This window comes from Pseudomonas sp. RL_105y_Pfl2_101, assembly GCF_963970585.1.
Taxonomy (GTDB): Bacteria; Pseudomonadota; Gammaproteobacteria; order Pseudomonadales; family Pseudomonadaceae; genus Aquipseudomonas.
In genome coordinates this window covers 1-12617 of record NZ_CAXAPG010000060.1, presented here as the reverse complement: position 1 = coordinate 12617, position 12617 = coordinate 1, and the positions used below count along the sequence as shown (strand labels likewise).

Sequence of the window (12617 nt, the reverse complement as noted above, 5' to 3'; positions counted from 1 at the left end):
GGTGCGGCGAAAGCCGGTGTCGCCCTGTTGGAACAGGCTGACCAAGCCATGCACGTAGCGCACCGGGGTGTCGTTGCGCCAGATGGTGAACACCGCGGCCAGGTCGAGCATGCGGAAGAAGTCGATAGCCGGGTGATGGCTGACCAGTTCCAGCTCCAGTTTGAACGGCTGGGAGAGGCCTTCTTCGAGCTTGAAGGAAACCACTTCGAAGGGATCGCCCCGCAGCGGTTCGAAGGTGTAGCGCAGGTCGCTTTGACGGGGCATGTGACTAGTCCTTACCTTCACTGATAACAGTTGCCACTTTCCGGTACAACTCCGGCTCCCACCCTTGCGCCGTGGTATCGCGCATCAACCGCGCAACGTTGGCGTACAGGTCATCCGCCAGCCACGACAAGCCACGCGATGTCAGCAAGTCGGCGGCGATCACCGTGGCGTAGCTGCGCTGGCGCGGGGCGTCTTGGGCAGCGTGCAGTTCCTGCAGGCGCAGCAGCACCCGCTCAACGCCTTCAGTGTTGAGTTGGGCGGCCAGTTCGTCGCGTAGGCCGGTGTATTCCTGCACCGGCCTGCCGGTGGTTTGCGCCTGGTCGGCACCGCTGATCCAGGCCTGGGTTTGCGCATCCACGAACGGCGTACCGTCGCTGAAACACAACTCCAGCAGCGTCGGCAAACGGCAGACAAAACGTTCACAGGTCTGGCGAATGGCAGCGGCCACCTCCTCCATTGCCAGGCGCGAGGCGACGTGGGCGGCCAGGTAACTGCCACGCAGCCAGTACGGCGAGGCACAGACGCTTTTTTCGATGCGCAGCAACAGGTTCGGGTCCAGGGCGGTATGGTTCAGCGCATCCTGGTAACCGTCGACGATGTCCTTGGGCACGGCGGTCAATTCGGTGCGACGATCGCGGGTGATGGGCGGCGCCGTACGCAGGTGCGACCACAGACCGAAGCGGCGCAATTGGTAGCCGGTGGGGTCGTAGGGGTCTTGTTGGTTGATCTGCTCGGCCATGTTCAACACCGCGCGGCGCTGCTCACGTTCATTGCTCGGCACTTGCGGTTTGGGGCTGTTGAAAAATGCTGAATCCAGAACGTTGCCGGAGATGGCCGCACGGGTAGGTTCAGTGGCGACGACCGGCTCGCTGTATTTGTCCAACTGCCGTTGCAGCGAGTCCAGCGGTGCAGGATCGAGCTTGGCGCTTTCGGCACAGCGTTGCAGATTGGCCAGGGCCAATTCCGCCGCGGCTTGATAGGCCGGTTCAAAACTGCTGCGCTCCAGGGTCGGCAGCACCTGCCCCAGGTCGCTCAACAGACGATGCACCTGCTTGCGTTTGTTCAAGTAGCCGGTGGGGCCCGGCTTGGGGTAGGCACTGTCCCAATACAGTTCCACCATGCCGGCCACCAAGCCCAGGGCATCGGCCCAACGCGCCCATTGGCGAGTTCGCAGCCAGACCACTTGCAGATGGGCGACGATGCGCCAGTGCTTGCACTGAGTCGCCAGGTATTGGCGGGAGGCTTCATCGATATAGGGCCAGTCAATGTCCCCCTCTCGTAGGCCGCCAAGCTTGACCATTTCCTGGTCGATGGCCTGGTAGGTTTCATCCTCCACATCGAAATGCCCGGCGGGTTGCTCGGGATCGTTGGGTGTCAGCAGAAACTTGACGGTGTCCGCCGGCACGTCGATCACCAGCGACATACTTGGCGCTCCTGCTCGATCAGTTCACCCAGCCCTTCGGCATCGAAGACCAGGCCGTGCAGCCGCGGATAGTCACTCTCCAGCCGCAGGCGCTGGCCGCCGCCCATGTTGCGCAACAGGGAAATCGCCTGCAGCCCGCGCCCGGCGTCGACCACCAGGCCCGCGTCGTCCAGGACCTGCCACTGATAGGCCGCGGAGACCGGGCGTTCATCCTTGAACAGCTGGATGCGAATCTTGTTGGGCTTGGCCGGTTCATCCAGCACCAGTTGCAGGCGCGATATTTTCGATTCGCAACTGATGGCCAAATAGGGCCGAGGCGGCAACGCGCCCAGGGCCGGGGCGGAAATCACCATGCGGGGTTGTTGGTCGTTGTCCGGCTCCGGGAATAACGACAACAGGAAACGCTGATCCTCGGGGGAACGCTTGGCTTCATTGCGCTGGACCAGATCGACAATCGGCAGTACCCGGCCCAGGGCGCGTGGCGGCGCAGGTGGTTGATGAATGGGCGTACCGGCGGCCAGATCAAAACATTCCAGGCGCTTCAGGGGCGAGACGATGGCAGGGCAATCTTGTGTCGCCGCTTGCACACCCGTTACAGCCACCACCATGAGACAAAGCCCCCATTTCCACCCTCGCCATCCGTCGCGCATCAACACCTCCTGAAATGCCTCATCGAGGTCAACATCAGACATTTTTTTAAGTTTCGAACTACCGCTTTTTAGCATGCGAGTTCAACGATTAACTTTAAGAGCATCTCCTGAGTTCAAAGGGGAGGCAAGTAAAAGACGAACAGCACACAACAAAATTCGAACAAAAAAAAATGCCTGACAGATATTTCTATAACCACCGCAGGAACAATGCAGGTATGCACAACTCCCTATGCCAGCTTCCTACGAATCGCGTCCACATCGTCCTACATGACAAATATTGCAATATCCGGCTCTAATGCCCCGACCTCCCGAAAAGGATTTTCCCCATGTCGAAAACTCAGGGTTCTGTCGCGCCCAAAGAACGCGTCAACATCAAGTACGTCCCGGCCACGGGCGATCAGCAGGCTGAAGTCGAGTTGCCGCTTAAGTTATTGATCACCGGTGACTTCAAAGGCCACGGCGAACTAACCGGCCTTGAAGACAGGCAATCAATCCGAATAGACAAAGACACATTCAATGAGGTACTGAGCAAAGCCGAAGTTACTCTAGACATGGCCGTTCCGTCTGTTTTGAATAACGACCATGACACCGACTTGAATGTGCAAATTCAATTCAAAAACATCAACGACTTCGGCCCCGACGCCGTCGCCCGCCAAGTGCCTGAATTGAACAAGTTGCTGGAATTACGCGAAGCCCTGGTTGCACTCAAAGGCCCCATGGGCAATGTCCCGGCCTTTCGCAAACACCTGCAGAGTCTGCTGACCGATGAAACCGCCCGCCAACGTCTGGCAAGCGAACTGAATCTGGTGCTCGACGCGCCCCACAACTGATTGAACGCCCTTCTCAACGGAGTACTCCCCATGCCCATGGAAAGCGCCGCCGCCCACGTATTGGTGGCTGACGAATCGCCGTCGTTGCTCGACCAATTGCTGGCCAACACCACCATCCGCCCGTCCCAGGAGGGCTACGCCGTCGCCCGCCAAGGTGTGGCTGCGTTTATCAGCGATATCCTGCAAAGCGGCGATCACCAGCAGCCGGTCAACAAGCACCGGGTCGACCAGATGATTGCCGAGATCGATCGCGCATTGAGCAAGCAGATGGACGTGATCTTGCATCAGCCACAGTTCCAGCAACTGGAATCGGCCTGGCGTGGGTTGAAACTGCTGGTGGATCGCACGGATTTCCGCGAGAACATCAAGCTGGAAATGCTGCATGTCACCAAAGAAGAGCTGCTGGACGACTTCGATAACGCCGGTGACATCACCCGTAGCGGCCTGTACAAGCACGCCTACACCTCCGGTTATGGCCAGTTCGGTGGCGAGCCGATCGCGGCGATAATTGGCAACTACACCTTCGGCCCATCGTCCCCGGACATGAAGCTGTTGAGCTACGTCGCCTCCGTGGGCGCCATGGCCCATGCCCCTTTCGTGATGGCTGCCGGCCCTGAGTTCTTCAACCTCAAGAGCTACCAGGACCTGCCGTCGGTCAAGGAAGTCAGCGATATCTTTGAAGGCCCCGGCCACACCAAATGGCGCAGCCTGCGCGAGATGGAAGACTCCAAATACATCGCCGCAACACTGCCGCGCTTTCTGCTGCGCTCGCCTTACAACGGGCTGGAGAACCCGATTCGCAGCTTCTGCTACAACGAAACCGTCGACGGCAACCACGACAATTACCTGTGGGGCAACACCGCGTTCCTGATGGCCTCGCGCATCACCGACAGCTTCGCCCGCTACCGCTGGTGCCCAAACATCATCGGCCCGCAGTCCGGCGGCGCGGTGGACGACTTGCCGGTGCACCTCTATGAGTCCCTCGGCCAGTTGCAGGCCAAGATCCCCACCGAAGTGCTGATTTCCGACCGCAAGGAATTCGAGCTGGCTGAAGCCGGTTTCATTCCCCTGACCATGCGCAAAGACAGCGATAACGCGGCGTTCTTCTCCGCCAACTCGGTGCAAAAACCGAAGAACTTCCCCAAGACCCGCGAAGGCCAGGAAGCCCAGACCAACTACAAGCTCGGCACCCAGTTGCCGTACCTGTTTATCGTCAATCGCCTGGCCCACTACATCAAGGTGCTGCAACGCGAACAAATTGGCAGTTGGAAGGAACGCCAGGATCTGGAGCGCGAACTCAACACCTGGCTCAAGCAGTACATCGCCGACCAGGAAAACCCCTCCTCAGATGTACGCAGCCGTCGCCCTTTGCGCGCCGCACAAATCGTCGTGCAGGACGTGGCTGGCGATCCGGGCTGGTACCAGGTGTCGTTGGCGGTGCGCCCGCACTTCAAGTACATGGGCGCCAACTTCGAGATCTCACTGGTCGGTCGGTTGGACACCCAATAAATGGGCGGCAGCCTGTTCGAACGCCTGGAACCCGACGCACCGCGCTACCGCCCCGGCAGCGCGGATGAACAGGCGCGCCAGCGTGTCGAGGCGATCAAACGCCACCTGGAACAGGTGCTCAACTCACGTCAGGGCTGCTCGCAAAGTAGCCCTGAGCTGGGCCTGCGTGACTTCAATGGGGTCACCCAGGCCAGCAGTGACTTGGTGGTGGCCATCAGCGCCGATATCCGGCGTTCGGTGGAAGCCTTTGAACCACGCATCAAGGTCACGGGCGTGCGCTTTCAGCCCGAACCAGACCTGCCGCTGGAGCTGAACTTTCGGCTCGATTGCCAGGTACGGGTCCACCACAAGGAAGAACTGGTGCAGATCGAGGTGGCCATGCATGGCCACGACGGCTACACCCGAGTGAGATGAGAATGCAATGGACTTGAAACAACGCTTTGCCGAGGAGCTGCGCTACCTGCGCGAACTCGGCCGCGAGTTTGCCGAGGACAACCCGCAGCTGGCGCAGTTTCTCGGCGATCAGGCCGGCGACCCGGACGTGGAGCGGCTGCTGGAAGGCTTTGCCTTCCTCACCGCCAAGCTGGGCATGAAGATCGACGATGATTTGCCGGAACTGACCCATCCGCTGTTGCAGATGCTCTGGCCCAACTACCTGCGGCCCTTGCCCAGCGCGACCATCATTCGCTTTACACCGTTGCCCAACGCGATCAGCCAGCGCCAGGTGATTCCCAAAGGCACGCCGTTGTTTGCCAAACCGGTAGATGGCATCTCCTGCCAGTTCCGCACCTGCACCGACGTCAACCTGTACCCACTGGCCTTGCAGGACGTCAGTGACGCCCACAGCCGTGAGACCTCGGTGATGCGCATCGACCTCAAGGTGTTGACCGAGCAGCCGCTGACCAGCATGGCCTGTGACCAGCTGGACTTTCATCTGGGCGGCGATAACGCCACCGCGCTGACCTTGTACCTGTGGCTTGCCCATTATCTGGACAGCGTCACGCTGCACATCAATGACCAAAGTTATCGCCTGTCAGCCAAGAATATCGGCTTCCCCGGTTTCACCCCTGAGGAGGCCCTGCTGCCCTACCCGCGCAATGTGTTCGATGGCTACCGCATCCTGCAGGAGTACTTTGTGTTCCCGCAGCGGTACCACTTTTTCAGTCTGAACCACCTGGCTCACGTTTGGCCGGATGTCAGCGCCACCACCCTGCGTTTCGAGTTTCAGTTCAGCCGGCCAATGCCGCCCGATATCCGCCTGCGTACCAGCGACTTGCACCTGTACTGCGCGCCGGCGGTCAACCTGTTCCGCCACGATGCCAACCCGATCGCGCTGGACGGGCGCAGCCTGGAGCGGCGTATCAGCCCCAGCGGCAACAGGCCCGAAGCCTACGAGATTTTCAGTGTCGACAAGGTGACTGGCTGGGATGCTGCGGACAAGGAGCGCAAGGGCGATCCGTTGCGGCGCTTTACGCCGTTCGAGTCCTTCCAGCATGAGATCGAGCACGCGCGAGGCCGCACGGCACTGTACTTCCGCACGCATATCGAGGAGTCCCATGGCCGCGAGGGCTTGCGTCATCGCATTGCTTTCGTGCGCGGCGATGAAAGCCTGTACATCGGTGAGCATGAAGCGGCGTCCATCGAGTTGACCTGTAGCAACCGTGATCTGCCGCAGTTGCTGGGTGTTGGGGATGTGTCGCTGTCCACCGAAGTCACGCCGTCGTTTGCCACCTATACCAACCTGATCGCACCGACTCGCAGCTACCGGCCCGTGCTGGACAGCAGCCTGCACTGGACGCTGATTTCCAACCTGTCGCTGAACTACCTGTCGCTGCTGTCGGCCGAGCCGCTCAAGGCGGTGATTCGCGCCTATGACTTTGCCGCCTTGCACGACTTGCAACAGGCCCGCGCCACGCGCAAGCGCCTCAACGGCATCCACGAGGCCGTGACCACGCCCATCGACTGGCTGATGAAAGGCCAGCCGGTGCGCGGCTTGCAGACCCGCTTGCAACTGGACCAGAACGCTTTTCTCTGCGAGGGCGAGCTGTACCTGTTCGCCAGCGTGCTTTCGCACTTCTTCGCCCTGTACGCGAGCATCAATTCCTTCCATCGCCTGGAAGTGATCAATACCACCAACAACGAGCGTTATGAATGGCCACTGTTGACCGGCAGACAACCCGTGATCTAGCCGATGTGCTGCTGGCCGACGCGCGGAACTATTCGTTTCACCGTCTGCTGGAGCATTTGCACGCTTTGCATGACGATGACCTGGAGGCGCAGCCCTTGAGTGCTGCGACGCGCCGTCGGGTGCGCCTGCAAAGCCATGCGGGGTTGGGCTTTCCGGCCTCCGACGTGGTCGAGGCGGCGCGCCTTGAGGAGGATCGCGAAGAGGTGCGCTATCGCTTGCAGACGAGCTTCTTTGGCTTGCACGGTAGCGACTCGCCACTGCCCGGCTATTACCTGGATCGTCTGGCTTACGAGCAGGCCCAGGAGCGCGGGATCCGGCCAGCGTTCATGGATTTTTTCAACCATCGCTTGCTGACCCTGCTGCACACCAGTTGGCGCAAATACCGCTACTACATTCGCTTTCAGGCCGAGGCCAGCGACCGCTTTTCGCGCTACGTATTCTCCATGGTCGGGCTGAACGACAACGACCTTCGCGGTGCCACGCCGCTGCCCTGGGGCCGCCTGCTGAGCTTTGCCGGGGTGATTGCCAGCCGTAGCCGGTCGCCCTCGGTGGTGTCTGGCATTGTCGAGCATTGCTTCGACCTGAACGGCGTTTACATCCGTGAATTCGAGGTGCGCTCGGTAGATTTTCCGCAGCGTCAGCGCCTGGCGTTGGGCAAGGCCAACGGCACCCTGGGCAACGACTTTGTGGTGGGCGACCGCAGCAAGACCCGCGCCAGCAAATTCACCTTGGTGATTCCCAACCTGACCCAGACGCGTTTTCGGCAGTTTTTGCCCAGCGGTGAGCAGTTCGGACGATTGCGCCAGTTGATGGATTTTCTACTGCGCGACGTCACCGCCTACGACGTGGAACTGGGCCTGCGCGAAGAGGAGGTACCGCCCTTCAACCTGCAACGCGCTGGCGGCACCCACCTGGGCTGGACCAGCTTTATCGAACATCAAGAACAACGTCATCGCGCCGTGGTGCGGATTCGGGGGCGCGCATGAAGTTGACGCTGGTCATCAATAATCCTGCGCAGTTGTTGCACGGGTATTTACCCCTTCACCGGTTTGGCCCACAAGGCGGCAGCATCGGCAGTGCCGCGGCGGACTGGCGCCTGGAGGATCGCCACAACAGCGTGCAACCCAATCACTGTGAAATCAGAGTCGTCGAGGGGCGCTTTTGTGTGGTCGACCGTAGTGGCCACACCTATGCCAATGGTCATGATTTGCCGTTGGGTCGCGATGTGGCGGTGAGCCTCAACGACGGTGATCGATTGCTGATTGGTGCGTATCAAGTCGCGGTGCAGTTGGGTGAGCACGCCCCAGGGTCGCGCTCGCTGGATGAGCTGCTCGGCGGCCCCCCTGAGGGCATGCACGTGTGGCACCAGAAAGACCTGCCAAGTAGGCCGCTGGCGGATAGGGGACCTGTTACTTGTCCGGAATTCGAGCGCCTTTGCCGGTCCGAGGATCTAGCCGAGCAAGGCGACCCGCTGCGAGCGATGCATGAAACGCCGCCACCCGAACCGCTGGCTGACTGTTGCGCGCCTGCACCCAAGCGCACCGTCAGCCTGTTCAGCACCCTGCGCCTGGGTAGCTTGTTGCTGGCCTGCCTGACCCTCGTCGGCTGCACCATGCTCGGCAAGATCGGCCAGGTGATCTGGACGCCATCCATCCCGGTCGGCGGCCCCGACGATCAGCCCAGCCGCTACTCCCTGAGCCTGTACGCCAGCGAGAACGTCAACCCACGCCTGATCAGCACCGGCACGGCGCCGGATGAAGACGCGAGCCGCTCGCCCTACACCCTCAACGTGCAGGCAACCAGCCCGCAGGCCCTGACGGACAAAGTGCAAACCCTGCTCAGTCACCTTTACGAAAGCGTACCGGCCCAATCGCCACTGAGCGACGAACCGGCGCCCGTAGTGCCGATGTCACCTCTGGAAGAAACGCTGTTGGGTGACTACGACGCCCAGGGTGTACGCCTGACCACCCCGTGGGGCAACCCGACACTGGCGCATGTCGCCACGCCGATCGCCTTCAAGGTGTTGCAACTGAGCGACGACTCGCTGCTGGTCAACGCCAGCCCCCAGGCCCTGGCCGAGGACCTGAAAAAAACCTTGGGCAGCACCTATATCCGCGCCGACGACTACCTGCTCCAGCCCGGCCAATTCAAGTTCATCGACCTGCGCGCCCTGGATGAAGACACCCGCTTTATCGCGGTGATCGCCAACTACCACAACACCGATGTCGGCCAGTGGAAACAGCGTCTGCGCGTCGAGCCCAAAGGCCGGCAATACGCGGTGCTGGTGCAGCTGGACGCCGCGCAAGTCAGCCTCAAGGGAGAAACCCGATGACGCCCTTTCCAGCCGCTATTGCCCAGAGTAATTACCGATGAGTTCACGTAACCCCGTCATCTGGCATGAAGGTTTGTTCGTCAAGCCCCAGCATTTCCAGCAACAGGCCCGTGCCGCCGAAGCCGCCGTGCACCAACGCCTGCACAGCCTGAACGACGCGCTCTATGGCTTTAGCGAGTTGGCGTTGAACGACGAATACCTGAACTTCAGCAAAGTCGCCATTACCCGGGCACGCGGGATCATGCCCGACGGCAGCGTCTTCGACATTCCCCACGACCTGGCACCGCCCTCCCCGCTGGAGATCGCCGACAGCAGCGCGGTCGGCCAAATCGTCTACCTGGCACTGCCGCTGCGCTCCAACCGCGCCCTCGAAGTGCGCTGGCCCGAGCAGTACGGCAACAGCCGCTACATCGCCCGCCGGGAAGAAATCCGCGATACCCACAGCGATGACGGCGATCAGGTCGGCATGGACCTGGCCGTGCCCAACCTGCAACTGATGCTCGAACGCAGCGACCGCAGTGCCTTCACCGGCATCGCCCTAGGCCGGATCAAAGACAAGCGCCCGGATGGCAGCCTGGTGATGGACGAGCATTTCTACCCCACCAGCCTGTCCCTGCAAGCGGTGCCAGCGTTGCATCGCTACCTGGGCGAAGTGGCCGGGCTGATGCGCGAGCGGGCCAAGAACCTGGCCCAGCGTATCGGTTCACCGGGGCAGTCGGGCGTGGCCGATGTCACCGATTTCAATCTGCTGCAAACCCTCAACCGCTTGTTCCCGCTGTTCCAGCACTTGGCTCGCCAGCGCCAAGTCCACCCGGAACGGCTGTACATCGCCCTGGCCCAGGCCTGCGGCGAACTGGTGACCTTTACCGATGAGGGCCACCTGCCCCAGGAATACCCGGCCTACCAGCACGACAACCTGCGCGAATCGTTCCAGATGCTGGAACACACCTTGCGCCGCGCCTTGGGCACGGTGCTGCAACCGCGTGCGGTGTCGTTGCCGATTGTCGAGCAGCGGTACGGCGTGCGTAGCGCGGCGTTGAACGACAAGCGCCTGCTGGACAACGCCGAATTCATCCTCGCCGTGCGCGCCGAACTGCCCGCCGAGACCCTGCGTCAGCAACTGCCCAAGCAAATCAAGATCACCTCCACCGAAGGGCTGGAGCAACTGGTCAGCCTGCAACTGCCAGGTATTCCACTGCGGCCGCTGCCGGTGGCGCCGCGGCACCTGCCGTTCCATGCCGGCTTCAGCTACTTCGAACTCGACCGCCATCACCCTGCCTGGCAAAGCCTGAGCAGCGGCAGCGGGTTCGGTTTCCATATTGCCGGTGAATTCCCGGCGCTGGAGTTGCAGTTCTGGGCGATCAGGAGTGAAAAAGATGACTAAGGTCACAGCAGATTCATGGCATCACAAGGAAGTCTCCGGCGCCATCAACTTTGACGGTGAAACGATCACTGTCAGCAACCAAACACACTTGGCCGACCCTGAATTCGACATGCGCGGCGTGGCCTGGAACCCGTTATGCGATGCCGCCACGCCACTGATCGGCCTGGTCATCCGCCTGCGCCGTCTGGATAAGCACGACGACGTGCCCGCGCTGTATCAAAGCGTCAGCAACCAGATCACCACGATCATGGAGGAAGTCAGCCAGCTCGAATACGACGCCGGCATGCTCAAGGCCTACTCCTACAGCCTGTGCCTGCTGGTGGACGAGGTGGTCATGCGCACCACCTGGGGCAGGCTCTCCAGCTGGAGCGCACGCTCGTTGCTCAGCCAATTCCACGGCGAAACCCAAGGTGGCGAAAAATTCTTCACCGTGATGAACAACATGATCCCCGAAGCGGCCAGGTATCAGCATGTGCTGGAGTTCATGTACCAGTGCCTGATCTCCGGACTGAAGGGCAAATACGGCGCCCATATCAAGGGCGATGACGAAATACAGAAGATCATCACCCAACTGCACGGCCTGTTGCGCCCCTTGCGCGGTGAAACACCCAAGCGCCTGACCGACCCGCTGAAAAATGTCGCCCCGCGCAACTACCGAATCAAACGCGCCTGGCCGCTGTGGACCCCCTGGGCCATAGCCGCCGTCGTGCTGACGGTCGCCTACACGATCTACTCCATCCGCCTGAACACCATCACCCAACAGGTGCTGGTGTCGCTGGAGCGGGTGCTTTACCTGTAACCGATTTCCAGCGTGCTCATCCCGAGCGCCTGCAAAGCCATGGCCGTGTCGGCCATAACCTGCGGCCCCCAGGGGCCGTTCACTTGATCACGACAAGGAGCTTGTCATGCCAACACCTGCGTACATCAGCATCCACGGCAAAACCCAGGGCCACATCACCAAGGGCGCGTTCACCGCCGACTCGGTGGGCAACGTTTATGTGGAAGGCCACGAAGATGAAATTCTCGCCCAGGAAATCGACCATGCGATCGGTACGCCCACCGACCCACAGAGTGGCCAACCGTCCGGGCAGCGGGTGCATAAACCGCTGACGTTCACCAGCGCACTGAACAAAGCCTCCCCGATGCTCTATCAAGCCCTGGCCACCGGCGAAATGCTGCCAACCGTTGAAGTGAAGTGGTTCCGCACCTCGGGGGACGGCAAGCAGGAGCACTTCTTCACCACCAAGCTGGAAGACGCCACCGTCGTCGCCATCCACACCGTGCTGCCCCACGCGCAGAACAATGACAACGAAAACTACACCCAACTGATCAAGACCAGCCTGGCGTATCGCAAGGTCAGCTGGACCCATGTGGTGGCCGGCACCGAAGCCTCGGATGACTGGCGTAAGCCGGCTTAATCGCCAACCGGAACGTTCCGCCGCATAGGCGGCGGAATGTTCAGTGACTCGATACTTATCAGGAGGCTCTATGCCCGCCGTCGTTCTGGTCGGACACGACCATGATTGCCCGTTGTGTGGCCCCACCACCGTCGACAGCAGTACGCGCAACGTGACCGTCAACGGTCGCGTCGTCGCCCTTGTCGGCGATTCCCTTGGATGCGGCGCCGTGATCACCAGCGGTTCGCCCTCGACGATCGTCAATGGGCAGCCAGTAGCCCGTGTCGGCGATACCACCGATCACGATGGAACACTGGAAAACGGTGATATCAGCTGGTTGATCGACTGACATTTACACTCTCGACAAGGAGGCCCCATGCCCCGTCAAAGCGACCTGCGCTACACCTTCGAACCGCTGCGGGGCGATCCCTTCGAAGTGGTTTCTTTCACGCTCGAAGAAGGCCTCTCCCAACCCTTCAAACTTGAACTGGAACTGGTCAGCCACGACGCCGCCATCGACTTCAATAACGTGCTCGACCTGGCGGGGCTGTTCACGATCTGGCGCGGCGAAACCCCGGTGCGTTACGTCCACGGCCTGGTCAGCCTTTTCACCCAGGGCGACACCGGTTTTCGCCGCACT

The 12617-nt window shown here is 61.0% G+C and carries 14 protein-coding genes; 11 read left to right on the top strand and 3 right to left on the bottom strand.

Features of this window, described 5'->3' with window-relative positions:
• The 3 genes from AACY31_RS27735 to vasI all read right to left on the bottom strand — a co-directional run.
• Positions 1–264, bottom strand: a 264-nt coding sequence (locus AACY31_RS27735) for a contractile injection system protein, VgrG/Pvc8 family (protein WP_339505492.1), incomplete at its 3' end; no start/stop codon positions are given.
• Positions 265–268: 4 nt separating this feature from the next.
• Complete coding sequence (gene tssA, locus AACY31_RS27730; protein ID WP_339483560.1) at positions 269–1687, bottom strand: type VI secretion system protein TssA; 1419 nt, start codon at positions 1685–1687, stop codon at positions 269–271.
• Complete coding sequence (vasI, locus tag AACY31_RS27725; RefSeq protein ID WP_339505491.1) at positions 1675–2337, bottom strand: type VI secretion system-associated protein VasI; 663 nt, start codon at positions 2335–2337, stop codon at positions 1675–1677. Before vasI ends, tssA begins: the two co-directional genes overlap by 13 nt.
• 326 nt (positions 2338–2663) lie before the next feature.
• Here vasI and tssB point away from each other — a divergent pair, with 326 nt between their 5' ends.
• The 11 genes from tssB to AACY31_RS27670 form a co-directional block, all read left to right on the top strand.
• The gene (gene tssB / locus AACY31_RS27720) at positions 2664–3167 is read left to right on the top strand and encodes a type VI secretion system contractile sheath small subunit (protein WP_339483558.1); all 504 of its coding nucleotides are present in this window, start codon (positions 2664–2666) and stop codon (positions 3165–3167) included.
• A gap of 36 nt (positions 3168–3203) precedes the next feature.
• The gene (tssC, locus tag AACY31_RS27715; protein ID WP_339483570.1) at positions 3204–4676 is read left to right on the top strand and encodes a type VI secretion system contractile sheath large subunit; all 1473 of its coding nucleotides are present in this window, start codon (positions 3204–3206) and stop codon (positions 4674–4676) included.
• Positions 4677–5090, top strand: a complete 414-nt coding sequence (gene tssE / locus AACY31_RS27710) for a type VI secretion system baseplate subunit TssE (protein WP_339505489.1) — start codon at positions 4677–4679, stop codon at positions 5088–5090.
• Between the two features lie 7 nt (positions 5091–5097).
• Positions 5098–6864 carry a type VI secretion system baseplate subunit TssF gene (gene tssF, locus AACY31_RS27705; RefSeq protein WP_339483555.1) on the top strand — a complete coding sequence of 589 codons (1767 nt, stop codon included), beginning with the start codon at positions 5098–5100 and terminating at the stop codon, positions 6862–6864.
• Complete coding sequence (tssG, locus tag AACY31_RS27700) at positions 6828–7850, top strand: type VI secretion system baseplate subunit TssG (RefSeq protein ID WP_339505487.1); 1023 nt, start codon at positions 6828–6830, stop codon at positions 7848–7850. The genes tssF and tssG overlap by 37 nt, the downstream gene beginning before the upstream one ends.
• Complete coding sequence (gene tssJ / locus AACY31_RS27695; RefSeq protein ID WP_339493133.1) at positions 7847–9196, top strand: type VI secretion system lipoprotein TssJ; 1350 nt, start codon at positions 7847–7849, stop codon at positions 9194–9196. Before tssG ends, tssJ begins: the two co-directional genes overlap by 4 nt.
• Positions 9197–9233: 37 nt before the next feature.
• On the top strand, positions 9234–10580 hold the full coding sequence (tssK, locus tag AACY31_RS27690; protein ID WP_339505486.1) for a type VI secretion system baseplate subunit TssK: 1347 nt from the start codon (positions 9234–9236) through the stop codon (positions 10578–10580).
• The gene (icmH, locus tag AACY31_RS27685) at positions 10573–11379 is read left to right on the top strand and encodes a type IVB secretion system protein IcmH/DotU (protein WP_339505485.1); all 807 of its coding nucleotides are present in this window, start codon (positions 10573–10575) and stop codon (positions 11377–11379) included. Before tssK ends, icmH begins: the two co-directional genes overlap by 8 nt.
• A gap of 106 nt (positions 11380–11485) precedes the next feature.
• Positions 11486–11998, top strand: a complete 513-nt coding sequence (locus AACY31_RS27680) for an Hcp family type VI secretion system effector (protein WP_339483643.1) — start codon at positions 11486–11488, stop codon at positions 11996–11998.
• Positions 11999–12068: 70 nt separating this feature from the next.
• The gene (locus AACY31_RS27675; protein ID WP_339483641.1) at positions 12069–12326 is read left to right on the top strand and encodes a PAAR domain-containing protein; all 258 of its coding nucleotides are present in this window, start codon (positions 12069–12071) and stop codon (positions 12324–12326) included.
• A 27-nt stretch (positions 12327–12353) separates the two neighbouring features.
• The coding region (locus AACY31_RS27670; protein ID WP_339505484.1) for a contractile injection system protein, VgrG/Pvc8 family at positions 12354–12617 on the top strand (264 nt) is incomplete at its 3' end.